The organism is Marinobacter lutaoensis (assembly GCF_001981305.1).
Taxonomy (GTDB): Bacteria; Pseudomonadota; Gammaproteobacteria; order Pseudomonadales; family Oleiphilaceae; genus Marinobacter; species Marinobacter lutaoensis.
The window spans coordinates 112,229-137,310 of record NZ_MSCW01000004.1; the positions used below are offsets into that span (position 1 = coordinate 112,229).

23 protein-coding genes and 1 tRNA gene are annotated in these 25,082 nt (G+C 60.1%); 7 read left to right on the plus strand and 17 right to left on the minus strand.

The genetic code is table 11. The annotated features are described in order from the left end of the window. Positions 1 to 201: 201 nt before the first annotated feature. Complete coding sequence (locus tag BTO32_RS05180; protein ID WP_076723395.1) at positions 202 to 1,512, plus strand: NAD(P)/FAD-dependent oxidoreductase; 1,311 nt, start codon at positions 202 to 204, stop codon at positions 1,510 to 1,512. Between the two features lie 135 nt (positions 1,513 to 1,647). Here BTO32_RS05180 and BTO32_RS05185 read toward each other — a convergent pair whose 3' ends face one another. The 9 genes from BTO32_RS05185 to BTO32_RS05230 form a co-directional block, all read right to left on the minus strand. Then, entirely contained in the window at positions 1,648 to 1,878 is a 231-nt protein-coding gene (locus BTO32_RS05185; protein WP_076723396.1) for a hypothetical protein, read from the minus strand. Between the two features lie 149 nt (positions 1,879 to 2,027). Beyond that, a complete protein-coding gene (locus BTO32_RS05190; RefSeq protein WP_076723397.1) occupies positions 2,028 to 2,312 on the minus strand; it encodes a hypothetical protein in 285 nt (94 codons plus the stop codon). Positions 2,313 to 2,722: 410 nt separating this feature from the next. Then, positions 2,723 to 5,083, minus strand: coding sequence for a heavy metal translocating P-type ATPase (locus tag BTO32_RS05200; RefSeq protein WP_076723398.1), 2,361 nt, complete (start codon positions 5,081 to 5,083; stop codon positions 2,723 to 2,725). Then, positions 5,076 to 5,303 (minus strand): hypothetical protein, encoded by a 228-nt coding sequence (locus tag BTO32_RS05205; RefSeq protein ID WP_076723399.1) that lies wholly within the window; start codon positions 5,301 to 5,303, stop codon positions 5,076 to 5,078. The genes BTO32_RS05200 and BTO32_RS05205 overlap by 8 nt, the downstream gene beginning before the upstream one ends. A 26-nt stretch (positions 5,304 to 5,329) precedes the next feature. Beyond that, complete coding sequence (locus tag BTO32_RS05210; protein ID WP_076723400.1) at positions 5,330 to 6,682, minus strand: APC family permease; 1,353 nt, start codon at positions 6,680 to 6,682, stop codon at positions 5,330 to 5,332. 11 nt (positions 6,683 to 6,693) lie between these two features. Then, complete coding sequence (locus BTO32_RS05215; protein WP_076723401.1) at positions 6,694 to 7,047, minus strand: hypothetical protein; 354 nt, start codon at positions 7,045 to 7,047, stop codon at positions 6,694 to 6,696. Between the two features lie 819 nt (positions 7,048 to 7,866). After that, positions 7,867 to 8,616 carry a copper resistance protein B gene (locus tag BTO32_RS05220; RefSeq protein ID WP_076723402.1) on the minus strand — a complete coding sequence of 250 codons (750 nt, stop codon included), beginning with the start codon at positions 8,614 to 8,616 and terminating at the stop codon, positions 7,867 to 7,869. Next, positions 8,613 to 10,337 (minus strand): copper resistance system multicopper oxidase, encoded by a 1,725-nt coding sequence (locus tag BTO32_RS05225; RefSeq protein WP_076723403.1) that lies wholly within the window; start codon positions 10,335 to 10,337, stop codon positions 8,613 to 8,615. The genes BTO32_RS05220 and BTO32_RS05225 overlap by 4 nt, the downstream gene beginning before the upstream one ends. A gap of 85 nt (positions 10,338 to 10,422) precedes the next feature. Further along, entirely contained in the window at positions 10,423 to 10,914 is a 492-nt protein-coding gene (locus BTO32_RS05230) for a cupredoxin domain-containing protein (RefSeq protein ID WP_425435220.1), read from the minus strand. A gap of 236 nt (positions 10,915 to 11,150) precedes the next feature. On the opposite strand from BTO32_RS05230, the gene BTO32_RS05235 reads away from it, so the two are divergent. Together BTO32_RS05235 and BTO32_RS05240 are read left to right on the plus strand one after the other, a co-directional pair. Beyond that, positions 11,151 to 11,816 carry a response regulator transcription factor gene (locus BTO32_RS05235; RefSeq protein ID WP_076723405.1) on the plus strand — a complete coding sequence of 222 codons (666 nt, stop codon included), beginning with the start codon at positions 11,151 to 11,153 and terminating at the stop codon, positions 11,814 to 11,816. Beyond that, positions 11,803 to 13,131 (plus strand): sensor histidine kinase, encoded by a 1,329-nt coding sequence (locus tag BTO32_RS05240; RefSeq protein ID WP_076723406.1) that lies wholly within the window; start codon positions 11,803 to 11,805, stop codon positions 13,129 to 13,131. Before BTO32_RS05235 ends, BTO32_RS05240 begins: the two co-directional genes overlap by 14 nt. Positions 13,132 to 13,374: 243 nt before the next feature. Here BTO32_RS05240 and BTO32_RS05245 read toward each other — a convergent pair. After that, a tRNA-Gly gene (locus BTO32_RS05245) sits at positions 13,375 to 13,448 on the minus strand. A gap of 71 nt (positions 13,449 to 13,519) precedes the next feature. On the opposite strand from BTO32_RS05245, the gene BTO32_RS05250 reads away from it, so the two are divergent. The 3 genes from BTO32_RS05250 (at position 13,520) to BTO32_RS05260 (ending at position 16,396) form a co-directional block, all read left to right on the plus strand. Beyond that, complete coding sequence (locus tag BTO32_RS05250) at positions 13,520 to 15,244, plus strand: potassium/proton antiporter (RefSeq protein ID WP_076723407.1); 1,725 nt, start codon at positions 13,520 to 13,522, stop codon at positions 15,242 to 15,244. Positions 15,245 to 15,351: 107 nt separating this feature from the next. Beyond that, entirely contained in the window at positions 15,352 to 15,912 is a 561-nt protein-coding gene (locus tag BTO32_RS05255) for a L,D-transpeptidase family protein (RefSeq protein ID WP_076723408.1), read from the plus strand. Positions 15,913 to 16,114: 202 nt separating this feature from the next. Beyond that, positions 16,115 to 16,396: an Lpp/OprI family alanine-zipper lipoprotein gene (locus BTO32_RS05260; protein ID WP_076723409.1), complete on the plus strand. Its 282-nt coding sequence runs from the start codon at positions 16,115 to 16,117 to the stop codon at positions 16,394 to 16,396. A 42-nt stretch (positions 16,397 to 16,438) separates the two neighbouring features. On the opposite strand, the gene BTO32_RS05265 is transcribed toward BTO32_RS05260, so the two are convergent. The 7 genes from BTO32_RS05265 to BTO32_RS05295 form a co-directional block, all read right to left on the minus strand. Beyond that, complete coding sequence (locus BTO32_RS05265) at positions 16,439 to 17,233, minus strand: slipin family protein (protein ID WP_076723410.1); 795 nt, start codon at positions 17,231 to 17,233, stop codon at positions 16,439 to 16,441. Between the two features lie 27 nt (positions 17,234 to 17,260). After that, positions 17,261 to 18,688, minus strand: coding sequence for an NfeD family protein (locus BTO32_RS05270; RefSeq protein WP_076723411.1), 1,428 nt, complete (start codon positions 18,686 to 18,688; stop codon positions 17,261 to 17,263). Between the two features lie 44 nt (positions 18,689 to 18,732). Further along, complete coding sequence (locus BTO32_RS05275; protein ID WP_425435221.1) at positions 18,733 to 19,776, minus strand: L,D-transpeptidase family protein; 1,044 nt, start codon at positions 19,774 to 19,776, stop codon at positions 18,733 to 18,735. Between the two features lie 61 nt (positions 19,777 to 19,837). Further along, positions 19,838 to 20,407, minus strand: a complete 570-nt coding sequence (locus tag BTO32_RS05280; protein WP_076723412.1) for a TMEM165/GDT1 family protein — start codon at positions 20,405 to 20,407, stop codon at positions 19,838 to 19,840. A gap of 228 nt (positions 20,408 to 20,635) precedes the next feature. Beyond that, positions 20,636 to 22,027 carry a DHA2 family efflux MFS transporter permease subunit gene (locus BTO32_RS05285; RefSeq protein WP_076723413.1) on the minus strand — a complete coding sequence of 464 codons (1,392 nt, stop codon included), beginning with the start codon at positions 22,025 to 22,027 and terminating at the stop codon, positions 20,636 to 20,638. Between the two features lie 9 nt (positions 22,028 to 22,036). Continuing rightward, on the minus strand, positions 22,037 to 22,462 hold the full coding sequence (locus tag BTO32_RS05290) for a MarR family transcriptional regulator (protein ID WP_076723414.1): 426 nt from the start codon (positions 22,460 to 22,462) through the stop codon (positions 22,037 to 22,039). 155 nt (positions 22,463 to 22,617) lie between these two features. Next, entirely contained in the window at positions 22,618 to 23,907 is a 1,290-nt protein-coding gene (locus tag BTO32_RS05295) for an MFS transporter (protein ID WP_076723415.1), read from the minus strand. A 264-nt stretch (positions 23,908 to 24,171) separates the two neighbouring features. Here BTO32_RS05295 and BTO32_RS05300 point away from each other — a divergent pair, with 264 nt between their 5' ends. Then, the gene (locus tag BTO32_RS05300; RefSeq protein ID WP_076723416.1) at positions 24,172 to 25,074 is read left to right on the plus strand and encodes a helix-turn-helix transcriptional regulator; all 903 of its coding nucleotides are present in this window, start codon (positions 24,172 to 24,174) and stop codon (positions 25,072 to 25,074) included. Positions 25,075 to 25,082: the final 8 nt, after the last annotated feature.

The window sequence follows — 25,082 nt, forward strand, 5'->3', positions numbered from 1 at the left end:
GGATGCCGCCCCGGCCAAAGGGAGGAGAGCGCCGGGCCCTGGGGACCCGGCCCCAGGTTCAATTGTGCTCCCGGCCTTCTCCGCGTTAGTATTTGCAGCATTAGCTCCTTACCTTTCAGCTCGCCCTCGTCAGTGAGGACAGCCAAGCATTCTGGCAAACCGAAGAGTGTTTGGCTTTCTTCACTTCAGGGTCGGACAACTATGGAAAACCTGCATCATATCGTCGTGGTCGGCGGCGGCGCCGGAGGCCTGGAACTGGTCACCCGCCTGGGCAACAGCCTCGGCCGCAAGGGCAAGGCCCGCATCACTCTGGTGGACGCGGGCCTGACCCACGTCTGGAAACCGCTGCTGCACGAGGTGGCGTCCGGATCGCTGGACGCCAGCGCCAACGAAATCAACTACCGGGCCCACGCCCGCAAGCACCACTATGAGTTCCAGCTGGGCCGGATGAGTGGCCTCGATCGCCAGCGGAAACGGGTGGTCATCGCCCCCATTCAGGACGAGGAGGGCCGGGAGGTGGTACCGGAGCGGCACATCGGCTACGACACCCTGGTGATTGCCGTGGGCAGCACCGCCAACGATTTCGGCACGCCGGGTGCCCAGGAACACTGCCTGTTCCTGGACAGCCTGAAACAGGCCCGGCGTTTCCACAACCTGCTGTTGAACGCCTTCCTGCGCAAGAACCACGAGGCGACCCAGGGCCGCGACCACCGCCTGGACATCACCATCATCGGTGCCGGCGCCACCGGTGTCGAGCTGGCGGCAGAGCTGCGCCTGGCGTCCCGGGAGTTGCCGGTGTATGGCATGAACCATCTCAAGGCGTCGGATGTGTCCATCACCCTGGTGGAGGCCGCCGAGCGCATCCTGCCGGCGTTGCCCGGCCGCCTGTCCGCCGCCGCCACCCGGGAATTGGAACGCCAGCAGGTCCGGGTGCTGACCGGCCAGCCGGTGAGCGAGGTCCGCGCCGACCGAGTCATCCTCAAGGACGGTTCCGAGCTGCCGTCGGAAATGACCATCTGGGCCGCCGGCATCAAGGCGCCGTCGTTCCTGGCCAGTCTCGACGGCCTGGAGGTGAACCGGAGCAACCAGCTGGTGGTGGAGCAGACCCTGCAAACCACCCAGGATGTCGACATCTTCGCCTTCGGCGACTGCGCCGCCTGCCCACAACCGGGTTCCGAGCGGCCGGTGCCGCCCCGCGCCCAGGCCGCGCACCAGCAGGCGGACACCCTGTTCAAAACCCTGAGCCACCGGCTGGAAGGTAAACCGGACGTACCGTTCGTCTACAACGACCACGGTTCGCTGATCAACTTCAGCCGCTACACCGCAGTGGGCAACCTGATGGGCAATCTGTCCGGCCGCAGCATGTACATTGAAGGCAAGGTGGCCCGGCTGTTCTACGTGTCGCTGTACCGGATGCACCAGGTGGCGCTGCACGGGGTGATCCGCACCGGCGTAATCTGGCTGATGGATAAAATCAGCCGTGCCATGCACCCACGCCTGAAACTGCACTAGGCCTGAGTTCAGATAATAACCGTAGTACTTCGGAAAAACGAGCTAGAGGGACGGGGGTACCGGCAACGGCCCCCGCCCCGCCGTTTAATTATCGCAACCTGCTTCGACTATTATCTCGAATCAGGTTTGAAAATGTCATTTTGGGCATCTCCCGATCTTGTCATAAGGCTGTTCCTCCATCCCATTCCGTCTCATTTTTTCATGCAACTTTTTATGCTGCATGCAAAGGGTTTTGGCGTTAGGAGTCTGTATCTCTTTGTCCGGAAAGCTTCTAGCCTCGTTTATCCGATCCGCCAAACCAGAATTGGCATTGACCACTGTCGAGAACAGAGTTGTGAGTATCACTGCAAAAATGACCTTTTTCATATTAAACTCCTTTACCTGATTTAAGACGCCGATTTAATTTGTTCAGCTTAGTTTCAGGTTTGTGTGTTTTACTATGTTTGCTGAAGTCTGGCCGCTTTTCACTTGTCAGCCAGAACACGCGTCTCCACGAGTTAACTTTGCCGCGGGGATTACCCTGCGGTTTTTTTCTCGCGTCGTTCCAGAGCTTCGTGATAAGCGCGACCCTCTTCGGTCATCATTTTCAGGCGAGCCTCCATGCCACTTTCAGACATTGCTTCACGCGTCATCTGCCTGTGAAGGCGCTGCATCTTTTTATTTTTAAGAAAGTTCTTAGAGACCTGTTCATTATTCATATGAATGTAGTTGGGCTGCATTTCGTCGCCGGACGAAATGTTACTGGCAACTACAAATGTTGAAACAGAAAAGGCTGCCAAAAACAAAATCGATTTTTTCATAATTAAATCTCCTGGCTGGTTTGTGATTACATTTGAACATTAATTTCTGAAACCACCCTGAAATACAAAAAATAATTCTTTTGATATTTGCCAGGAATTAAGGAGACTCTGAATAAGTCGTCGAAATCAGCGATAATACGGCCGTCAACAACCGCACGCTTAGGATCGTTCCCACCGTGGATCACGGTCACCTTCTCCGAAGCCAAGTACCAAATTAAAAAGCGCAAAGCCCATCGCGAGATTTTTCTGGAGCGGATGGACAAACTGATCCCGTGGAAGCAGCTGGAGAAAAAGGTAGCCCGCCATTATCCCAAATGGTCAGGCTGGTCGCCCGCCTGAAGTATTCTGGGGTGACTACTCCGGGTCACAACAAAAGAGTAGCGCTCCTCTCATTGTTTGAACTCAGGCCTTCAGGTTCGAAGTTTGATAACCCTCAAACGCAGCGCATTCACAATCACGCTGACCGAGGACAGCGACATGGCGGCCGCTGCAAAGATCGGCGACAGCAGTATGCCGAAAAACGGATACAGAACACCTGCTGCGATGGGCACGCCTGCAGAGTTGTAGACAAACGCAAAAAACAGGTTCTGACGGATATTGCGCATGGTCGCCAGAGACAAACGGCGCGCCTCGACAATGCCCATCAGGTCGCCGCGTAGCAGCGTAATGCCGGCGCTTTCGATGGCGACATCGGTCCCGGTGCCCATGGCCACACCGACATCCGCCGTTGCCAGTGCAGGCGCATCGTTTACGCCGTCACCCGCCATCACGACAACACGGCCTTCGTCTTTCAGGCGCTGGACGATCTTGCCCTTATCTTCCGGCAGGACTTCCGCTTCCACTTCGTCGATATGCAGTTTTCGGGCAACTGCTTCAGCTGAAGTGCGGTTATCGCCGGTCAGCATGACCACCCGGATGCCGTCTTTTTGCAGCGCGGAAATAGCGGCTTCGGTGGTTTCCTTGACCGGATCGGCGATGGCAAGCAAACCGGCCACTTTGCCGTCTACGGCCGCGAAAATAACAGTCGCCCCATCCTGGCGGAGCTGGTCGGCTTCGCTTTCAAAGTCCGCGGTGTCCACATTTTCCGCTTCCATCAACAGCCGGTTTCCGAGCAATACCCGTCGTCCATCAATCCTACCGGTGACGCCCTTCCCATTGGGTGAATCAAAATCTTCCGCGTCCGGTAGTTTCAAGCCCATGGTCTTTGCTTTATCGAGAATGGCTTGGGCCAGCGGATGCTCACTGCCTTTCTCCAGGCCACCTGCATAACGCATGAGACTACTGTCATCGAACCCGTTGGCCGCGACAAGCCGGGTGACTTGCGGCTTGCCCTCTGTCAGCGTGCCGGTTTTATCCACCACCACGGTGTCCACCTTCTCCATACGCTCCAAGGCTTCCGCATCGCGAATCAGAACGCCACTCTGGGCACCGCGCCCAACCCCAACCATGATTGACATAGGTGTCGCCAGGCCCAGTGCGCAGGGGCAGGCAATGATCAGAACGCTAACGGCAGCAATTAAGCCGAAGGCCATGGGCGGTGTGGGCCCAAAAACAGACCATACGATAAAGGCGATGATCGCAATCACGATGACTGCCGGCACGAAGTAAGCGGCAACCTTGTCTGCGAGACCCTGAATCGGCGCCCGGCTGCGTTGCGCGCTGGCCACCATCTGCACAATCTGGGACAGCATGGTATCGCGGCCAACTTTGTCGGCCCGCATGATGAAGCTGCCCTGCTGGTTTATGCTGCCGCCGATCACTTGGTCGCCGGGTTTCTTGCTGACCGCCAGGGGCTCACCGGTCACCATGGATTCATCCACGTTGGAGCTGCCTTCAAGCACCTCGCCGTCCACCGGCACCTTGTCACCGGGGCGCACCCGCAGGCGGTCGCCCACCTTGACCTGATCAAGCGACACATCGGATTCGCTGCCATCGTCATTCAACTTCCTGGCTGTGGCGGGCGCCAGATCCAACAACGCTTTGATGGCGCCGGAGGTTTTCTCCCTGGCCCGCAATTCCAGCACCTGACCCAGCAATACCAGCACGACGATGACGGCCGCCGCCTCAAAATACACCGCCACCGAGCCGTCTTCCTGCCGGAAGGCGCCCGGGAATATCTGCGGCGCTAGTGTGGCTACCAAGCTGTAGATCAACGCCACGCCAGTACCAATGGCGATGAGAGTAAACATGTTCAGGTTACGGCTAGCCACGGATTTCCAGCCCCGGACAAAAAAGGGCCAACCGCACCAGAGCACCACCGGCGTCGCCAGCACCAACTGAATCCAGTTGGATATCTGAGGAGCAATCATGTGATCAAGCCCGGTCAGGTGTCCGCCCATTTCCAGCACCAGGACCGGCAATGTCAGCACCAGGCCAATCCAGAATCGGAGGGTCATGTCCCTGAGTTCTTCCGACGGCCCGTCATCCAGACTCACTTGCTCGGGCTCCAGAGCCATTCCACAGATGGGGCAGTCCCCCGGCCCTTGCTGGCGAATCTCCGGATGCATGGGGCAGGTATACATGGTGCCCGGCGCCACAGGCTCGCGCGGCTTATCCTCCTGGCCGAGATATTGCTCAGGGTCCGCCTCGAACTTTGACTGACAGCGGGACGAGCAGAAGTACCATGTTTTTCCACCGTACCGACTTCGATGATCCGCCGTATGCGGATCCACATTCATACCACAAACCGGATCCTTAACCCGATGTTCACCTGCCTCAGCGTGATTGTGAGCGGCAGTGTCATGGTAATGGGCGTGTTGGTACTCAGCCATTTTTGTCTCCCCTGGTTTCTGCCGGCCACTCCGAAAACGCAATGAAATACAGTAAAAACAGGTTGGCGACAGGAACGAGGATCAGAATGCCCATCCATCCCGGATACCCCGTGCGCTGGCATATTCGCCAGGCGGGTATAACCGCCACAATGGCAATCACCAGCATCCATAGCCAGTGGCCTGCCCACATCGTGTTCCCAAACATGTTGTCGTCCATCATGGCCGTGGCCTCCCGCCCAATTCCAGTTAATGGTGATGTTCGTGACTGTCGCCCTGGTACGCTTGCGCGGACTCGGGAGACCATTTAAGAAAGACCTGTTCGGATACCGCAATCACAATCATGGTTATAACGGCGACGCCAATAACAAAGGGGTCGGTATTCAGTTTGACCCAGAGGAAGCCGCCAAGTGCAAGCAGGTCCAGGATAATAGCTAGAGACGGCACCCAGGCTTTGGCCTTGATATCGTCCCGGAGATAGCGCAACACACCCCAATGAATGGCGATGTCCATAATCAGATAAAAAATGATACCCAATGCGGCAATACGGGACAGATCGAAGAACGCGGTCAGGATCAAGCCCAGAACAACGGTATAGACCAATGTGTGCTTCTGAATGCTACCGGGCATGCCGAAATGCCGGTGTGGCACCAGTTTCATTTCTGTCAGCATTGCGAGCATGCGAGACACTGCAAAGACGCTGGCCAGAATCCCACCCGCCGTGGCCATCATGGCAATCGCGACGGTAAACCAGACACCGTATTCACCCAGCGCCGGGCGCGCGGCGGCTGCAAGCGAGTAATCCTGCGTTTCGATGATCTCGGCCAGCGACAGGTTGCTGGCGACGGCGAACCCCACCAATGTGTAGATCAGCACGCAGGCGGCAATGGAAATAACGATGGCGCGGCCAACGTTCCGTTTTGGATCGATTACCTCAGAACCACTGTTGGTTATGGTAGTGAAGCCCTTGAATGCCAGTATCCCCAACGCCGTTGCGCCCAGAAAGTTGCCGATCGTTCCAGCTTCACCGGGCTGTGAAAAATCGACCGATATCGAGTCTGCAATCCAGACCCCAACCAGGCCGAAAATCAATATGCCGCCGATTTTCAGAATCCCGATAAACGAAGCGACCCCCTGAATCATCCGATTGCCCAGCAGGTTGATCAGAAACGCCGTCAGAATGAGCGCTACGCCGAGAACGGGAACCATGCGGCCACTGTCATCCCCACCGAATAGTTGCATGGTGTAGGAGCCAAAGGTGCGGGCCAGGAAGCTCTGGGCGATCACCATGGAAAAGTACATCAAAAGAGCATTGAAAGCCGTTGGCAGCCGGTTTCCATAGGCCTTGTGCAGGTACATGCCGATACCGCCGGCGGACGGGTAGGCATTGGAGATCTTGATGTAGGAATAGGCGCTGAAGCTGACGATCACAGCCGCTGCGAGAAAGGCCAGAGGGAAAAGCACACCGGTCATCTGCGCCATCTGCCCGGTCAGTGCAAAAATACCGGCACCAATCATGACACCGGTGCCCAGCATGACCGTCCCTGGTAAAGTGAGACTGCCTTCCTGATAGCGGGTGGTTCGGTCCTCCTCCCTGCTCATTGAACCTCCTGTTATTTTTTCATGGGTGGAATCTTGGAACAGCAGAACGGCTCATGCTTGGCATTCGCCCGAACGTTATCGTCGGTAAACCGGTACCAGGCCAGTTTGCACCGGGTCCACCATCCGGTTTTTATTCGGCCACCGTACGCTTTGATCAGTTCCAGTAACTCATCGACGGACCAGTGGGTTCCGTCGTACGTCACCTTCAATGTGCCATTCGACTCACGCTCGGCGAAATCAACGCAAGGGTGGTGACTAAGATCGTGGATCAGACCCTCCCATTGATTTTCTCCAAGCCCCTCGACGGCCAATTTCCGACGCAACAAAAACTGCTCCTGATTGGTTGCTTTGTGTGCTTTTGACATGGGGTGCCCCCTCTCTTCCTGATGACTTCTCCCTGTATCAAAACACTTCAACCTGAACAGCTACTGAAAATGGACACAGATTTTGGGTGGATTTGAGTTACATCAAATCATAATCGAGTAGGAGGGGGAGTTACCTCCCCCGTCCTCTCACACCACCGGGCATACGGTTCCGTACCACGGCGGTTCCCACTTCCCATTGCTGGGCGAGCTGCGTTCCGTTGATCTATCGCCTGTTGGAGTGAATTGCGCTGCAACGGTCTTCGAGGTTCCGCCTCGTCCACGTATGTTGCGAGCCCTCGTTCGAGGCATCTGCAAGCTCCAATCAGAGATTAGATCCGACTATCCACTCATAGTGGGTTCAGCCCTTCAGTACGCGGTAACGCACCTACTATGGCCTCTGCTGAGTTCTGATCCCCCATCTCCACCCCTCACGAGGTGGATAGCACAGTGGCAGAGAACCAGACTTCCCAGGGTAAGACGCGTGACCTTCACACTTATGCCTGCCGCATTTACGTCCACACCTTCCGTGTAAGTATTGGGCTTTGACGATAATCGCCGCCTTACCCGGTGTGACCGCCTCCTATGCGATTTCTGTTCGTCAGGCCAGTGCTTTGCCTGCGGCTTCCTTCAGATTCCACCTCGCGATGGACACCCTTGCCGTCCGGCTAGTGGTTCCCCTTACCGGGCCCACAGGGGACTTGCACCCCCAAGTCTTCCGGCCAGCACCACCTGGACCGGAACAGCGCCCGTCAAGGCGCTACGCGCCATGCCTGGCGCACGACGAAAAAGGACCATGGGTTTCCCCATGGCCCATTAGCATCAAAATGCTATTCGAGCGCCGACTACGGCAAACCAGTCTTCTGTGCTTCCACCACCGGTTTCAGCGAGGTCAGCGGTATCACCGTACTTCCGTTCATGCACCACGCCAACGTAAGGCGAAAAAGCGCGGTCGATCAGGTCGTAGCTCAGCCTGATGCCCGTTTCGGTTGAAACAAGTCCCTTTCCAACGCCTATTTCCCGATCTTCACTAAAAGCCACCGTCGCATCCAGGGTGACTGCAACGATCCAGTAGTTGGTCAGCAGCAACTCGTACTCTGCGTCCAGCTCGGCGGATGTCTCACCTTCGTTGCTGACATACAGGTTGGCATCAATCTCGAACCACTGCGGTGCAAGCCCGGCGACGCCCAGCACAGCGTACGTGCGATCCGGCCCTTGGGGTGTATCGAAGCGAACACCTGCCTTCGCGTCAAAGAATTTGGAGATAGGAACCTGTCCAACGAGCTGGTTTTCCAATCCCTCGTAGGTCTGTTCCTCAATGGCGTACTCGCCCTTGGTCAGCCAACGGACTTTGAAGTCGTCCGTACCGTAGAAAAAATCCGCATTCCAGGCTGCCAACTCCTCATCGTCATCGCTGTAACGATACTCGAACTCCTCGAATTGAACGCCCCAAGTCGTCAGCGGCTGTTTGCGTGCAGTGGTGTCATCAATCATGTCCTGAGCATGCACAGCCACTGGCAACAATGCCGCAGACAGCAAACTGCATAGTGTCAAAGACAGGCGAGAGCTCATACTTCACCTCCTTCTTTGGTCACAACATCGGCTTTCGCCTGGTTTGCATCAGGACCTCCCTCAACGATCACCTTGCGGAACATTCCGGCAGCTGCGTGATAGGACAGGTGGCAGTGGAACGCCCACTGGCCCGGTTCATCCACCTCGGTTTCTATGTAGACCGTCGTACCCGGGTTCACGCTCACGGTGTGCTTGATGGGGTTCCACTGGTCCGCGCCCACATCGAGGATCGACCACATGCCATGCAGGTGCATGGGGTGCGTCATCATGGTTTCATTGACAAACTTGAAGCGAACGCGCTCACCATATTTCAGGCGGATGGGATCTGCGTCTTCGTACTTAACACCATTGATGCTCCAAGTGTAGCGTTCCATGTTGCCAGTCAGGCGAAGCTCAATTTCTCTGGTCGGCTCGCGATCTTCATACAACGGGTCTTGAGCCTTCAGGTCGGCGTAGGACAGGAACTTACCGCCATTCGCTGCTGTAGGTAATAGTCCGCTGCCCTTAGCATAGAAAGGATCACTCGCCCCGCCTTTGGGCATCATCATGTCTCCGTGGTCCATACCGGCCATGCCCGAGTGATCCATACCCTCCATGCTGGAGTGATCCACCCCTTCCATCTGGGAGTGGCCCATGTCCTCCATATTGGAATGATCCATGCCAGCCATGTCTCCGTGATCCATACCACTCATGTCCGCCATAGTCAGACGTGCGGGTTCACGTAGCTGCGGTACCGCGGCCTCCATCCCGTCTTCAGGCGCCAACGTAGCTCTGGCGTAGCCAGAACGCCCCATCGACTCGGCGAAGATGGTGTAAGCCTGATGGTCTCTGGGGCGCACGATCACATCGTAGGTTTCTGCCACGCCGATCCGAAACTCGTCGACGGTGACCGGCTGCACATTGTTGCCATCCGCCTGTACCACCGTCATATCGAGGCCCGGAATCCGGATATCGAAATAGGTCATCGCCGAGGAGTTAATGAAGCGCAGACGGATGCGCTCGCCCGGCTCAAACAAACCGGTCCAGTTCTGCTCCGGCCCTTTGCCATTGATCAGGCCGGTAAACCCCTGCACATCTTCGACATCCGCTTTCATCATGCGCATGCTTCCCCAGGCAAGACGATCCTCAAGCGTACGCCAGAATCCCTGGCTCGAGGCATCGGAGAAAAACTCACCAATGGTCTGCTGCTGACGATTGTAGTAATCCGGCATCATTTTCAGATTCCGCATGATCCGATCACCGGAGTGCGGATGCTTGTCTGTCAGTTGGATCACGTACTCTCGATCGTAACGGAAGGGCTCTCGTTCTTTCGGCTCGATAATAATAGCGCCGTAAGCACCGTCGGGTTCTTGAAACCCAGAGTGGCTATGAAACCAGTAGGTTCCTGCTTGCTGGATAGGAAACTCATAGGTAAAGGTTTCTCCCGGCTTGATCCCCGGGAAACTGATACCTGGCACACCATCCTGATCGAAGGGAAGAATCAGACCGTGCCAATGAATGGAGGTCATTTCGTCCAGGTTGTTGGTAACGCTGATGCGGGCCGTCTCGCCTTCCTTGAACCTCAGAACCGGCCCAGGCGACTTCCCATTGTAGCCGATGCCCTCTTTAACAAACTCACCGGTATCTATCGTCACCCGATCAACGGTCAGACTATACTCCCCGGCTAACAGCAGCCCGGGCACCATCAGGCCGAGCAGTAACGCTCCCAAGCGAATGTTCATGTGTTCTACTCCAAACAGCATTGCGTGACAGCCAACCAGACGGTTCGCGGTCAGCTCGTCAGATCACTGGTTGCCTAAAAGTGACTTACTCAAATGTTACGTCGCCGTACATACCGGACTGATAATGGCCTGGAACATTGCAGGCGAACTCAATATTGCCTTTGTCGGCAAACTTCCAGATCACCTCCTGGCTCTGCCCGGGTTCCAGAAGCACGCTGTTCGGATCATCATGCTTCATAGAGTGGCCGTGGCCCATATCCATGTTCATCATGTCGTGGTTCAGCTTGTTACCCTGGATCACACCATGCTCAACCATCATTTGCATTTCTTTCTGATGTGCCTCATGCATGTCTGGGGTGCCAATGTTGAACTCGTGAACAAGCTTGCCCTTGTTCTCCACTACAAACCGAATGGTCTCGCCAGGCTTCACGCTGATTTCTTCCGGCTCGTAGTAGTTGTCGTACATTCTGACCGCTATGGTTCGAGTCACCTCCGAGGCTTTGCCAGGTTCGCCACTCGACGCACCGTGTCCGTGACCTCCGCCATGGGTACCGCCGGCATACGCTGTCACTGCCATCGACAATGCCACACTGGCCGCCGTCAGTTTTGCTAACTTCATCGTTTTCTCCTTAGGTCATCCGTCGTGGAAGCCTTGCAGGCTCCCACTGAAGCTTGAGCAATGCTCAGAATCCGCAAACACTTTCTCTTACCAACCTGAATTCTTTCTGAAAATCTGGAACTATCTTGCATTCAGATTGAATTCAGGTTGAACAGCGACACTGCAGGCTGGCAGGCCGATATGAGGATGGATCGATGCGTGTTTTAGTCGTTGAGGATGACCGATTGCTGGCCGAAGGGCTGGTCAGGCAGCTGGAAAAAGCAGGGTTCAGCGTTGATCACACGCCCAGCGCCAGAGAGGCAACCGTTCTTGGTGAGCAGGAGGACTATCGCGCCGTCATTCTGGATCTCGGCCTGCCTGACGGCAACGGCCTGGAGGTGCTGAAGCGGTGGAGATCCAACCTTGTGCAATGTCCGGTGTTGATCCTAACCGCTAGAGGCGATTGGCAGGACAAAGTCAATGGACTGAAAGCAGGAGCCGACGACTATCTTGCCAAGCCGTTCCAGACCGAGGAACTGATTGCCCGCATCAATGCTCTCATCCGTCGCAGTGAGGGTAGGGTCCATGCTCTGGTGAAAGTTGGCAGCTTTGAATTGGACGAGTACCGTCAAAGCCTTAGAACCCATGACGGTGCAGAACACTCACTGACGGGCACCGAATTCCGGCTTCTGCGTTGCCTGATGAGTCGCCCTGGCCACATATTTTCCAAGGAGCAGCTGATGGAGCAGCTATACAATCTGGATGATAGCCCGAGCGAAAATGTCATTGAAGCGTACATTCGGCGTTTACGGAAGCTGGTTGGCAAAGAGACGATCTCAACACGCCGGGGGCAGGGGTACGTGTTCAATGCTAAGCGTTAAAAAGCCAACTTCGGTAAAAGGCATGTTACTAGCACTGTTACTGCCGGCCGGAATAACTCTGATGGGGGTTGCCTGGTTTGTTCATGGTTTGCTCCTGGAGCGCATGTCGCGGGAGTTTCTTGAAAGCAGATTGAAAGACGAAGCGGCCTTTCTGGAACATCAAATTCGGGACGTCGAAGGCCGCATCGAATTGATCCGAACGGGTGACTACTTCCAAGATGTTTTTCATCATGCTTTTGCGATCCGAACGCCAGAACAGACGATCGTTGCACCGGACACCTGGGAACCTTTATTGACACCACTACTCGACCGCGAAACGGATGGAGCCCAACGCCTGGAAGACATCGACACCGACAACCGCCCCGTGGATATCCTCGCTTTCCGCCAGTCTTTCTGGGTGAACGAAACGCCCGTCGTCGTGATCGTGTCGGAAGATCTGGAGGCCCTGAAACGCAGCCAGGCTGAGCTCCACGCCTGGACGGCGGTGGTGTCGGTGCTATTGATCGTGCTTCTGGTTGCTGTTATTTGGATTGGCATCACATTGTCGTTACGTCCCGTGGTAACGTTGAAAAGGGCATTGAGAAAGTTGCAGGACGGCGAAATCTCCCGGATCACTGTTCAATCACCCGACGAGTTTCTGCCACTGGTTCTTCAGCTAAATCAGTTGCTTGATTCTCTGGACAAACGGTTAGAGCGTTCTCGAGAAGCTCTTGCAAACTTGTCTCACAGTGTCAAAACGCCCATAGCAGCTGTCCGGCAGATACTGGTGGACGATGATCGCCCATTGCCGAGCGAACTGAGGCACCAGCTGGCGATCCGTCTCAGCGACATCGACAAGCAGCTGGAGGCGGAAATGCGTCGCAGCCGCTTTGCCGGCCCCCAGGTGGGGAATACCGCGTATCCCGTCAAACAGGCTCGGGACCTGCTGTGGATGTTTGGTCGGCTGTATCCGGACAAGTCGTTCGAACTGTCCAGCTCAATTTCTGAAGATAGCCGTTGGCCGATAGAGGAGCACGATCTAAACGAAGTGCTGGGTAACCTGCTTGACAATGCAGGAAAATGGGCATCGTATTGTGTAGAGCTTTCGCTGAAGCAAATTGGTGACGTAAAACAGATCATCGTGACGGATGACGGCCCAGGCGTCGATAAGGATGATTTGTCCAATCTCGGCCAAAGAGGGCGTCGACTTGACGAGCAAACACCCGGCCACGGGCTCGGTCTTGCAATCGTACGAGAGATAGTCGCTCGCTATAGCGGCAAAATCCGTTTTGCGACAGAGCCGCGCGGAGGGTTGCGAGTAACTGTCGAGTTATAGAGAAGCTGATACCTATGGAGTTCTTGCCTAGGCAGTCCAACTCCCACCGATAAAACAGTAGCCTAAACCCTTGGGTTGCTTGAGCACTCGAATGTGAAGTTCCTTCCAGTGGGATGGTCCAGAATCAGGATTCCGTTGCGGGACCGCCGCTCGTAAATCGTTCCTGCGCCTGAAAAACAGTGCTTCACAATTTATTGAGAAAATCGATGTATAAAGCGATGCTAACGAGTGTGGGAACCAGTTTGGAGCGGGTGAAGGGAATCGAACCCTCGTATGCAGCTTGGGAAGCTGCCGTTCTACCATTGAACTACACCCGCCTGAGTGTTCACCGCGTGTGAAATATACGCGCACAGCCCGGGGTCGGGCAAGTCTTCTGTCTGGAGTGTGAATGGATCCAACCCTCACCCTGATCGGTGCCATGATGCTGGTGATCAGCATCGTGCTCAGTCCGCTGTCGAGCCGGCTCGGCATGCCGGTGCTGCTGATCTTTCTTGCCGTGGGAATGATCATGGGCGAGGACGGCCCGGGGGGGATCGAATTCGACAATTTCCAGTTGGCGTTCGTGGTCGCCAACCTGGCCCTCGGCGTGATCCTGCTCGACGGCGGCATGCGGACCCGGGCCCAGACCTTCCGGGTCGGCCTGCGGCCGGCCCTGGTGCTGGCCACGGCCGGGGTGTTCATGACCGCCCTGGGCGCGGCGCTGGTGGCTTGGTGGGTGTTCGACCTGTCCTGGCTCACCGCCCTGCTGATCGGGGCCATCATTTCCTCCACCGACGCCGCTGCGGTGTTTTCCCTGCTGCAGGGGCGTGGCCTGCACCTGAACGAACGGGTCAGTGCCACCCTGGAAATCGAGTCCGGCAGCAACGACCCGATGGCCATCTTCCTGACCCTGATGCTGGTGTCGCTGATCGATAACCCCGGCGACGGCGCCTTCTGGTCGGCCCTGACCATCCTGGTGAAACAGTTTGGCATCGGTGGCATCGCCGGCATCGCCGGCGGTTTCGCGGTGGTCCACCTGGCCAACCGCATCCGCCTGACGCCGTCGCTCTACCCCCTGCTGGTGGCGGCGGCCGGTATCGCGGTGTTCTCCGCCACCAACGCCCTGGGCGGCTCCGGCTTTCTGGCCATCTATCTGACCGGGGTGGTCATGGGCAACCGACCGGTGCGGATGATGCCGATGATCCTGCAGGTGCACGACGGCCTGGCGTGGCTGGCCCAGCTCTGCCTGTTCCTGATCCTGGGTCTGCTGGTCACCCCCTCGGAGCTGCTGCCGCTGGCCGGCAGCGGCCTGGTCCTGGCGCTGGCCCTGATTTTCGTGATCCGGCCGGTGACCGTGTTCGCCACCCTCTGGCCGTTCGGCTTCAAGCGCCGGGAGCTGGGCTTCATCGGCTGGGTCGGCCTGCGGGGTGCGGTGCCGATCGTCCTGGCCCTGTTCCCGGTCATCGCCGGGCTGCCCGAAGCTCAACTGGTCTTCCATGCCGCCTTCTTCATCGTATTGGTGTCACTGGTGGTCCAGGGCACCACCATGGCGCCCCTGGCACGCAGGCTGCGCCTGGAAGTGCCGGCCGGCGAGGAGCCCTACCGGCGGCTGCCCCTCGATGCCCCGGCCGCCGGCGAGCACGAACTGATGCTGTTCCCGTTACGGGGCAAGAACTGGCAAACACCGCGCCGGCTCGGTCAGTTGCGGTTCCCGGAGGGGGCGACCCTAGCCGGCGTGTTCCGGGACCGCCGCTGCCTGGCTCCCAAGCGCGACCTTGAGGTCGCCAGCGGCGACGTCATCGCCCTGTTTGCGCCACCCGCCGCGCTGCCCGAGCTGGGCCAGGCCCTCAGTGGCCGACAGGCACCGGAATACCTGGCGGAACGGGCTTTCTTCGGGGATTTCGTGCTCAACGGCGACGCGCTGCTGGGTGATGTCGAACAGGTGTACGGCATTGAGTTCGATGCGCTGTCACCGGACATCACCCTGGCCGAATGCTTTTCCATCAGCACCAAGGGCCATCCGGTGGTGGGTGACACCGTCACCCTGGGCCCGGTCACGCTGGTGGCCCGGGCCACCGACGCCGACCGGGTCACCAAGGTCGGCCTGAGAATGGACGGTTCACAGAACGGGTGAGCGTCGAGAGGTTTTGCCAACTTTCTTAACAAAATCGCCTAACAGTGGGGCCTTGGCTATGGTATAAACACCCCGTCGCGAACATGAAAGATTGGTAAGCTTGTACCATGCGGCTGTCCCGATACCTTGTCACATGCCTTCTGGGTGCTTTGTCGCTGCTGCCGCTGACCGCTGGCGCGGCGGATCTTCTGGCCCGTGCCGATATGCGCATGCCCACGCCGGACGCCCTGAAGCCCGAGCGGCTCGACATCAGTCAGGTGCTGGTGCGCAAGTCCGAACGGCGGCTCTACCTGCTGGCCGGCGAGGACGTGGTCCGCAGCTACCGCATCTCCCTCGGTGACAACCCTCAGGGGCACAAGCTGTACGAGGGGGACGAGCGCACCCCCGAAGGCGACTATGTGCTGGACTGGCGCAACCCCCACAGCGACTTTCACAAGTCGATCCACATCTCCTATCCCAGCCCCAGGGACCGGGAACTCGCCGAGGCCTGGGGCCTGGACCCCGGCGGCAACATCATGATCCACGGTTTGCCCAACGACGCCGGCGACCTGGCGTTCGCCTACGTCGGTCTGGACTGGACCGACGGCTGCATCGCGGTCACCAATGAGGCCATGGACGAAATCTGGCAACTGGTCCCCAACGGAACCCCAATTCGCATCCTGCCGTGAGACCACCATGACACAACGATTAAGTTGTTGTCATAAGCCAGGAAAATTTACATGTCCTTGGTTAACATTTGGTCTCGGAGTGTTTTACACTGTTTCACGAATCCGGTGGTCACAGGGCCTCCGGACCCGTATTTTCGGGAAGTGGTCTACACTTTCACTTCCAGTACACAGGAAATAACACGAGTAACAAGGGGACTTTACTATGCGTAAACTGACGATCGCTGGGATTGCTCTGGCCACGGCCCTGACTGCAGGTTGTGCCACCACCGACCAGGCCGCCATCGACGAAGCCAATGCCACCGCCAGCTCCGCCGAGCAAACCGCTGAAAACGCACTGAACACTGCCAACAGCGCGGCCAGCGCGGCTCGCACCGCCCAACAGACCGCCGAGGAAGCCCTGGCCGCAGCCCGTGCTGCCCAGAAAGCGGCTGACGAAGCCAACGAGCGCGCCAAGCGCATGCTGCAGAGCGCCAGCCAGAAGTAAGGCGGTCCTGACGCAAAAAAAGGCCGGTTCAACCGGCCTTTTTCATGGGCTCTCCGACTCGTCCGGTGCCGAAGCGCCGGTACCTCCCCCCGGTTTCAGAAACGACTTCATCATATCCAGCGGCAGCGGGAACACGATGGTCGAGGTGTTGTTGCTGCTCATGTCGGCCAGCGTCTGCAGATAACGCAGCTGCATGGCTCCGGAGTTGCTGGACATGACATTCGCGGCTTCCACCAGTTTGCGTGACGCCTGCAGCTCGCCCTCGGCGTGGATCACCTTGGCCCGCCGCTCGCGCTCGGCCTCGGCCTGCCGGGCGATGGCCCGGATCATGGACTCATTCAGATCCACATGCTTGATTTCCACGTTGGCCACCTTGATGCCCCACTCTTCGGTCTGGGCGTCGATGATCTCCTGGATGTCGGCATTGAGCTTGTCCCGCTCGGACAGCATCTCGTCCAGATCGTGCTTGCCCAGCACCGAGCGCAGGGTGGTCTGCGCCAGCTGGCTGGTGGCCGCCATATAGTCTTCCACCCGGATGATGGCGCGCTCCGGGTCCACCACCCGGAAGTACAGCACCGCGTTCACCCGCACGGTGACGTTGTCCTTGGAGATGACGTCCTGGCTGGGCACATCCAGGGTGATCATCCTCAGATCAACCCGGACCATCTGCTGGATGCCGGGGATGACAATGATCAGCCCCGGTCCCTTGACCCCCTGGAAGCGCCCCAGGAAAAACACCACGCCCCGTTCGTACTCCGGCAGGATCTTGATCGCCGAGCCAATGATGAGCAGCAGCACCACCGTAGGTGCCAGATAGGGAACCAGATCACCAAACATACGGCCTCCTTGTTTTGCCGTGGGATATCAGGCGCCGGCCTGGCCGTCGCCGCCTGTCAGTTCTACGTTCACGGTCAGACCCTCGACACCGGCCACCCGGACCGTGTCGCCGGCCGACACCGGCTGCCCGCAGCGGGCCTTCCAGCGCTCGCCGGCCACCTGCACGTGGCCGGCATAGTGGCCGTGTTCCGGCTGAAAATCATCGAGCGCCCGGGCCGTTTGCCCGTACATCTGGTCGCGGCCGGAAACCGGCGGTCGTCGGCGCAGGCCGATGAAGCGCGTCACCGTCCACAGGATAAAGCCCGCCGCCACCAGCGCCGTGCCACCGATGGTGGGCAATGAGATGTCCCGGTGGCTGCCGTCCATCAGAATCACCGAGCCGGCGACAAAGGCCAGAATGCCGCCAATGCCGAGCACACCGAAACTGGGAACAAACGCCTCGCCGACGATGAACGCCAGCCCCAGCACGATCAGGGCCAGACCCGCGTAGTTCACCGACAGCACCTGGAACGCAAACAGCGCCAGGATCAGGCAGATGGCGCCGATCACGCCCGGCACCACGGCGCCGGGGTTGGCCAGTTCGAACAGGATGCCGTAGAACCCGATGATCATCAGGAAGTAGGCCAGGTTGGGGTCGGTGATTACTGACAGCAACCGGGTACGCCAGTCCGGAGCCGAACGCACCAGCGCCAGCCCCGCGGTGGCCAGCGGCCGCTCGCCGGAGGCCATGCGCACCGTTCGCCCGTCGAGCTGGCGCAGCAGGTCGCCGAGGTCGTTCGCCACCACGTCAATGACCCCAAGCGCCAGAGCCTCCCGGGCACCCAGGTTCACTGCGTCGCGCACCGCCGATTCGGCCCAGTCGGCGTTCCGGCCGTGGTGTTCGGCCAGCCCCCGGATGTAGCTCACCGCGTCTTCCAGTACTTTGCGCTCCATCGCGGTGCCACCCCGCCGGGGTTCCGTCGCCTCCCCCGGGCCGGACGGCTCGGAGGCCGGGGTGTCGGTATCCGGTTGCGCCGGTTCCGCAGGCTCGCTGCCCGGCAAGCCGCCCATCTGGACCGGCGTTGCCGAGCCCAGGTGAGTAGCCGGGGCCATGGCGGCGATGTGGCTGCCGTACAGGATATAGGTGCCGGCACTGGCGGCCCGGGCGCCCTGGGGCGACACGTAGGTGGCCACCGGCACCCGCGAGGCGAGGATGGCCTTGATGATCCCGCGCATGGACTCCATCAGGCCGCCGGGCGTATCCATTTCGATCACCACCAGGGCCATGCCATCGGCCTCGGCCCGCCCGATGCCCCGTGTGACATAGTCCAGGGTAGCCGGGCCGATCGGCCCTGCCACAGTCAACACCAGTGCCTGGCCACCGCTCTGGGCGCTGGCGGGCACGGTGGCCAGCCCCACCAGCAGCAGACCGAACAAACCGGTGGCTCCCAGCAGCCACAGACGGATCCTAGCCATGCAAGCCCCTCCCTGTCGTTGTCGTGGCGGGCGCGGCGGCGGACTCAGAAGTACAGCTGCTGCTCCGGCGCCGAATGGTCGCCCGTCGGGTGTTGTTCCACCGGCTCGTCGCCGGCCATACGCGTCAGCTGCTCACCGATCATGGCGGGCAGGCCGTCCGCCCGCTCCACCGCGCGCTCAATGGCCCGGCGGTTCACCTCCACCGCCGGATGCCGGTCCCGGAACGCCGCCACTTCCGCCAGAACGCGCTGCCAGAGGTGGTCTCGGTCCTCTCTGGAATACTCCTCATGGGGGCGGTGCACTTCCAGCCAGACCTCTCCCTCGGACAATCCGATCTTGACCGGGTCCCGGATCACCTGAACCGGGGTGCCCTTGTCCACCTGATAGACGAACCGGGCAATGTCCTCGTTGTACATGCGGAAGCAGCCATGGCTGACCGGCAGGCCGACACCAAAACGCTTGTTGGTGCCGTGAATGAGGTACCCCTTTTCACTCAGCAACAGGGCATGGGTGCCCAGGGGGTTGTCCGGGCCCGGCGGCACCATGCGGGGCAGGGGGCGGCCGGAGGCCGCGTATTCGGCGCGAATGCTGGCAGGCGGGTACCAGGCCGGGGACTCCAACGGCATCACCACCTGGGCATCGGTCAGAGGCGAGGGGTTCTCCTCGGTCCCCACCCCCACCGGATAAACCTGCACCCGGCCATCGTCGGTAAAGTAGTAGAGCCGGTACTCCGCCAGGTTGATGACGATGCCGCGCCGCTGCGCTTCGTCGGGGATCACATAGCGGCGGGGCAGGATAATGGTGGTGCCCTCGCCCGGCAACCAGGGATCCACGCCGGGATTTGCCTTCACCAGCTCCAGATAGCCCAGCGCCAAGCGGTTGCCGAGGGCGGCGAAGGTGTCTTCGTAGCGGGTGGTGAAGGTTTCCAGGTGCCCCGCCAGATCCCCGTGAATGGTAAACGTGGGCACGCGGGGGCTGCGGTCCTCGACTGCCAGGCCGTCGTCGTCCGCCACCGCCCCGGCGGTGGCCGTCACCCCCAGCAGGGCTGTCATCATCAGGATCAGACAGGTCCGATACTTGGCAAACAACATAGCTCCGTTCCGAGAGTTAAAAGTCGTAAACCCACACCCACCGTGACAGGCACGCCCGTCAGGAGTTCACCAGAGCCCCCCACAGGGTCACCACGGCCAGCACCACGAACAGCAGACTGGCGCCCACCCGTGCGGTGGCCAGCGGCAGGCGCTCCATCAGCCAGCGACCCGCCATGATAACCGGGACATTGGCCAGCAACATCCCCACAGTCGTCCCCATGATAACCCAGAATGTCTCGGCGTACCGGGCAGCAAGCACCACGGTCGCCACCTGGGTCTTGTCGCCGATTTCCGCCAGGAAAAACATCACCGAGGTTGCCATGAACGCCCCCATGCCGAGAAACCGGGAAGATTCGCTGTCGTCCTTGTCCGGAATCAGCAGCCACAGGGCAATGGCGATGAAACTGACGGCCAGAATCCAGGGCAACCAGGCGTCAGGCAGCCAGCTCGCCACCCAGGCTCCGATCCAGGCGGACAACGCATGATTCAAAAGCGTCGCAAGGAGTATGCCCAGGATGATCGGCAGGCGCTGGCCATAGCGGGCGATCAGGAACAGGGACAGCAACTGGGTTTTGTCACCGATCTCGGCAATGGCGACCGCGAGGGTCGAGGCAAGGAAGGCATCCATGAATACGGCTCCAGGGCGGAAGACAGACATGAGGCAGCTCACCCTCCGCCCTTGGGGGTGATCTGCCTCAGGTCTTGCCAATCCCGCCAAACGACGGCGAGACACGGTGGCCATGGAGATTGGGCTCCAAGTGTGTTGACCACCGTTCGCCCGGTACCCGAAGGCCCGGCGCGAAGGCTACTCCCCTGAAGGTGCGCGTATCCTAGCCAATCCGGCGAGCGATCGCAACTAAGTCCGCATCCGCCAGACCGGAATCACGGCCAGCGCAACAAACACCGCCACCAGCCACCAGGCCCCGTGGAAGGCGGCGGGAGCCGGCAGTTCACCCTGGTGTTCCCCGAACTCCACCGCCAGCGCCACCAGGTTAACGCCAAAGGCACCCCCCAGCTGACGCGTGAAATTGATGGTGCTGGAGGCGGCCCCCAGCTGTTCCGGTCGCAGCGGATTCAGCGCCGCGGTGGACAGAGCCGGCAGCATGAAGCCAATACCGATCCGCCCCAGCACTGCCCAAAGGGCCAGCCAGCCAAACGCCAGCGCCTGGCCGGACAGAGCGAACAGGATGGCCGACAGGGCGAACAGCAGAATGCCGGTCACCACCAGGGAACGCGCGCTCCGGCGATCCGCCAGACGCCCCGCCAGAGGAAAGGTCACCCCCAGGACCACACCCGCCGGTAGCATCAACAACCCCGCCTCGGTGGCGGAAAACCCCAGGGATGTCTGCACGAACAGGGGGATCAGATAGGTGGAGCCAAACAAGGCCAGCCCCAGAGCCAGGGCGCCTAGGTTGGCTTGGCGGAACGAGGGCAGACGCAACAGCGCGAGATTGACCAGCGGATGCCGGGCCGTCCGCTCCCGGGCGATGAACAGCACCAGGCTCACCAGCATGACCAGGCCTTGGCCAAGCAGTCGCGTCTCCTGCCCGGACAACTGCTGCAGCCGGTTCAGGGTATCCAGGGCCAGGGCGATGGTGAGCCCCAGCAACGCCAGCCCCGGCCAGTCGAAACGATAGGGTTCGGGGCGCAAACGGGGCCACGGCAGGAAACGCCAGGCCATGACCACCCCCAGCAAGGTCACCGGCACCGGCGCGAACAGCACGTAGCGCCAGTCCAGTTCGTCCACCAGGACACCGCCGAGCACCGGCCCCAGCGCCGGGGCCAGGATCACCCCCATGCCGTAGATGCCCATCGCCTGGCCGCGCCGGTCCTGGGGAAAGATGCGGAACACCAGATACATGCCCATCGGCTGCATCAGTCCCGCCATCGCCCCCTGGCCGACCCGGGCGGCAATCAACTGCTCCGGTGAGACGGCGAAGCCGCCCGCGACGGAAATCAGGGAAAACAGCGCCATCGCGGTGGCCAGAGTCCGGCGCACGCCCCAGTGGTCCAACAACCAGGAAGAGGCCAGCATGGAGGTGGTCATGGCGGCGATGAACCCGGTCGCCAGCCAGTGCACCTGCCCCTGGCGAATCCCGAACTCCAGCATGATGTCATGCAGGGCAACGTTGACCACCGTGGCGCTCAGCACCGTCGCCATGGTGCCCAGCATCACCGTGCATACCGCCAGCCAGCGCCAGCGTTCTCCGTAGCGGGCCCGTAGACCCTCGACCGAATAATCCGTCAGGGCGGACTCCTATTTCTGCTTTTCGGCGTTTTCCATGATTTTCTGGAACACCTTCAGCGCACACGCCACTTCCTGGTCACCGATGCCGTCGAGCATCTCCTCCCGGAGCTTGGCCGCGCGCGCGGATAGATCGTCCATGAACGCCCGACCGGCGTCGGTCAGGTAGAGCCGGCGGGCCCGGCGGTCATTGGGGCAGGGGCGGCGCTCGATCAGACCCTGCTGCTCCAGGCTGTCCAGCAGCCGCACCAGGGTCGGATTCTCGATGGCCATCAGGTTGGCCAGCTCCCGTTGCGTCAGTCCTTCGCCCCCTTGCTGCAGGTACACCATGGTGCTCCAGCGGGCCTGGGTCACTCCCAGATCCTTGAGGCGTTCATCCAGCATCTTGCGCCAGCGGCGGGTCACCCGGGCCACGGCAAAGGGAAACTGCTCTCTCATGGGTCTCATGCTCCTCTCCGAGGGGGCCTTGCTGCCGCCTGGACGGCAGGCCACATGCTCACATTATCGAAAAGCCAACAATAGTATGCTAACCATTGGCATAAATACAGATACGGATGCAGAAACATATATGCGGGAAAACCGAAAGGCCGGAATCAACCGGCCTTCGGCATCTGCGACTCGGGCGGCGGCTCCTGCGCCTCTGGAGCCTCCTGAAACGCCTCGTTGCGCGGGTCCAGCTCGGTCAGCACCACGGAAGATTCGGGCATGGTGGTGACAAACTGTTCCTGGTCCGCCACCGGCACATCCTCGGTATGGCTGATTCGATAACTGGTGATCAGCGCCAGCAGGGTCAGGAAAACCGCCATTCCAAAAAACAGCCCCTCCGGCCCCAGCAGCGCGATCAGACGGGCCATCACGATCGGTCCGAGTACGCTGCCGATGCCGTAGCTGAGCAGCAGGGTGGCGCTGGCCGGCACGATGCGGCTGCTTTCCATGCGGTCATTGGTGATCGCCACCGCGACCGGATAGAGGGTGGCGGAAAGACCGACCACTGTGCCCACGAGCAGCATCAGCAGCCAGGGATCGAAGGCGCCCAGAAGCCCCACCAGAGCCGCGGCCAGGGCCGCCGTCAGTGCCACCCAGAACATCACCCGGCGACGGTCGAAGCGGTCACAGACCCGCCCCAGCGGCCAGGCCAGAATCATGGCGGCGACGATGGCACTGGCCATGAACGTGGAGACCTTCGCCAGGTCCAGGCCCACCAGAGTGGCATAGACCGGCCCCAGGGCGTAGAAGCCACCGATCAGCACCCCGCAGATAACCGCGCCGGCAACGCCGGTGAAAGACTCCCGCGCCAGGGTAAAGAACGACAGCCGGCTGACCTGTTCGATCACCGGCGCCTCCATTCGCGTCAGGGACAGCGGCACCAGCGCCAGGGTCAGCAGGATCGCGGCCAGGGAGAACGGCAAGAAACTGGCGGGATCACCGACGTTCACCAACAACTGGCCACCGGCGGCGGACAGGTAGAACACCACCTGATACACCGCGAACAGGGCGCCCCGGTTGGCGTTGGTGGCCCGGCTGGAGAACCAGCTCTCCACCACCACCAGGACACCGGCGATACTGAAACCGGACAACACCCGGAGAAACGCCCAGAACCCCATCGACAGCGCCATCGGATACATCAGCGACGCCACTGCCGCGAAGGCCGCGAACACGGCGAAGGCACGGATGTGACCCACCCGGCCGATGATCCGGTGCACGTACAGGGTACCCAGCACGAAGCCGATTGAGTAGCACACCAACACCCAGCCGATGATGTCCGGCGCCACCTGTTCGATCCCCAGGCGAATGCCCAGCAAGGTCATGAGAAAGGCATTGCCGGACACCAGCAGCACGATGCTCAGAATCAATGCGGACAAGGAGGCGACCATACGGGTCATGCAGCGGCTCCGGACCTTGGGATAGCAGATTGAATGGCCATGGCTGACACCATAGCAGCAGGGACCGGACATGGCCGGGAAAGGCATTACAGCAGCCGCTGCCGGAGCAGGCCACTAAGCACTTCCCGAGACCGATGCAAGCGCTTGCCGGGCACGGGCGCAATTTCACATAGTTTTACATTATTAATGGGCCGTAACAGACCGCATGACCGGGAGCAGGTAACATAAATCCAAGCTTTTCAATGGATCCGCGAGCGCCTGGATATGAAAAAGACGGACTGGCCCATCCGCTGGGATTTGCTTCTACGCTACCGACTGATTGAGACCATCGCACTGTGGGAAGGCCGCCTGACCACCAATCACATCTGTCACAGCTTCGGCATCGGCCGCCAGCAGGCGTCCAAGGACATCAACACCTACCTGCGGGAACTGGCGCCGGGGAACCTGCAGTACGACCGGCACCTCAAGGGTTATGTTCCGGCCCCGGAGTTCCGGCCGGTGGTGACCCGGGGTGACGTCGGCGAATACCTGGACCTGCTGGCGCGCCAGCAGAACCTGAGCCACACCTTCGAAAGCCTAGAACTGGGGCTGCCGGGCAGCCATGTGGTGACCACGCCCAACCGGGTCGTGCTGCCGGATACCATGCGGGCCGTGGTGAGCGCGATCCGTCAGGGTCGCCAGCTGCGCGCCAGCTACACCTCCCTGAGCCGGCCGGAACCCGCGGAAACCATCCTGGAGCCCCATACTCTCGTGTGCACCGGCAACAACTGGCATCTCAGGGCCTGGTGCGACTCCAACCGGGAATACCGGGACTTTGCCCTCAGCCGTTTCCGTTCCGCCCCCGAGGCCCTGCGGCAACGCGCCAAGCACACCCGGGACCAGGACGAGGACTGGAACCGCGAAGTGACCCTGGTGATCACCCCGGATCATCGTCTCACCGAAGCCCAGCAACGCATCATCGCCCGGGACTACGGCATGGACGACGGCCGCCTGGAAATCCACACCCGGGCCGCGCTGACCCCCTACGTGCTGTCCCGGCTCGGCATTACCTTCGACAACGAGCATCCGGACCCGCTGGTGCAGCAACTGGAGCTGGCCAACCCCGACCAGCTCGGCTTCGGCAGCCGCCGGGAGCGGGCGCTGAAGGCCGTGGCCGGCCTGTCCTGACCAGGCAC

What these genes read in the sequence shown, in the direction of transcription:
- BTO32_RS05215 (WP_076723401.1), bottom strand. Translation starts at nt 7,047, where the DNA reads ATGTCAAAAGCACACAAAGCAACCAATCAGGAGCAGTTTTTGTTGCGT.
- BTO32_RS05190 (WP_076723397.1), bottom strand. Translation starts at nt 2,312, where the DNA reads ATGAAAAAATCGATTTTGTTTTTGGCAGCCTTTTCTGTTTCAACATTT.
- BTO32_RS05200 (WP_076723398.1), bottom strand. Translation starts at nt 5,083, where the DNA reads ATGGCTGAGTACCAACACGCCCATTACCATGACACTGCCGCTCACAAT.
- BTO32_RS05240 (WP_076723406.1), top strand. Translation starts at nt 11,803, where the DNA reads ATGCTAAGCGTTAAAAAGCCAACTTCGGTAAAAGGCATGTTACTAGCA.
- BTO32_RS05290 (WP_076723414.1), bottom strand. Translation starts at nt 22,462, where the DNA reads ATGAGAGAGCAGTTTCCCTTTGCCGTGGCCCGGGTGACCCGCCGCTGG.
- BTO32_RS05255 (WP_076723408.1), top strand. Translation starts at nt 15,352, where the DNA reads ATGCGGCTGTCCCGATACCTTGTCACATGCCTTCTGGGTGCTTTGTCG.
- BTO32_RS05205 (WP_076723399.1), bottom strand. Translation starts at nt 5,303, where the DNA reads ATGATGGACGACAACATGTTTGGGAACACGATGTGGGCAGGCCACTGG.
- BTO32_RS05230 (WP_425435220.1), bottom strand. Translation starts at nt 10,914, where the DNA reads ATGGCAGTGACAGCGTATGCCGGCGGTACCCATGGCGGAGGTCACGGA.
- BTO32_RS05280 (WP_076723412.1), bottom strand. Translation starts at nt 20,407, where the DNA reads ATGGATGCCTTCCTTGCCTCGACCCTCGCGGTCGCCATTGCCGAGATC.
- BTO32_RS05260 (WP_076723409.1), top strand. Translation starts at nt 16,115, where the DNA reads ATGCGTAAACTGACGATCGCTGGGATTGCTCTGGCCACGGCCCTGACT.
- BTO32_RS05295 (WP_076723415.1), bottom strand. Translation starts at nt 23,907, where the DNA reads ATGACCCGTATGGTCGCCTCCTTGTCCGCATTGATTCTGAGCATCGTG.
- BTO32_RS05210 (WP_076723400.1), bottom strand. Translation starts at nt 6,682, where the DNA reads ATGAGCAGGGAGGAGGACCGAACCACCCGCTATCAGGAAGGCAGTCTC.
- BTO32_RS05225 (WP_076723403.1), bottom strand. Translation starts at nt 10,337, where the DNA reads ATGAACATTCGCTTGGGAGCGTTACTGCTCGGCCTGATGGTGCCCGGG.
- BTO32_RS05265 (WP_076723410.1), bottom strand. Translation starts at nt 17,233, where the DNA reads ATGTTTGGTGATCTGGTTCCCTATCTGGCACCTACGGTGGTGCTGCTG.
- BTO32_RS05300 (WP_076723416.1), top strand. Translation starts at nt 24,172, where the DNA reads ATGAAAAAGACGGACTGGCCCATCCGCTGGGATTTGCTTCTACGCTAC.
- BTO32_RS05180 (WP_076723395.1), top strand. Translation starts at nt 202, where the DNA reads ATGGAAAACCTGCATCATATCGTCGTGGTCGGCGGCGGCGCCGGAGGC.
- BTO32_RS05250 (WP_076723407.1), top strand. Translation starts at nt 13,520, where the DNA reads ATGGATCCAACCCTCACCCTGATCGGTGCCATGATGCTGGTGATCAGC.
- BTO32_RS05270 (WP_076723411.1), bottom strand. Translation starts at nt 18,688, where the DNA reads ATGGCTAGGATCCGTCTGTGGCTGCTGGGAGCCACCGGTTTGTTCGGT.
- BTO32_RS05220 (WP_076723402.1), bottom strand. Translation starts at nt 8,616, where the DNA reads ATGAGCTCTCGCCTGTCTTTGACACTATGCAGTTTGCTGTCTGCGGCA.
- BTO32_RS05185 (WP_076723396.1), bottom strand. Translation starts at nt 1,878, where the DNA reads ATGAAAAAGGTCATTTTTGCAGTGATACTCACAACTCTGTTCTCGACA.
- BTO32_RS05235 (WP_076723405.1), top strand. Translation starts at nt 11,151, where the DNA reads ATGCGTGTTTTAGTCGTTGAGGATGACCGATTGCTGGCCGAAGGGCTG.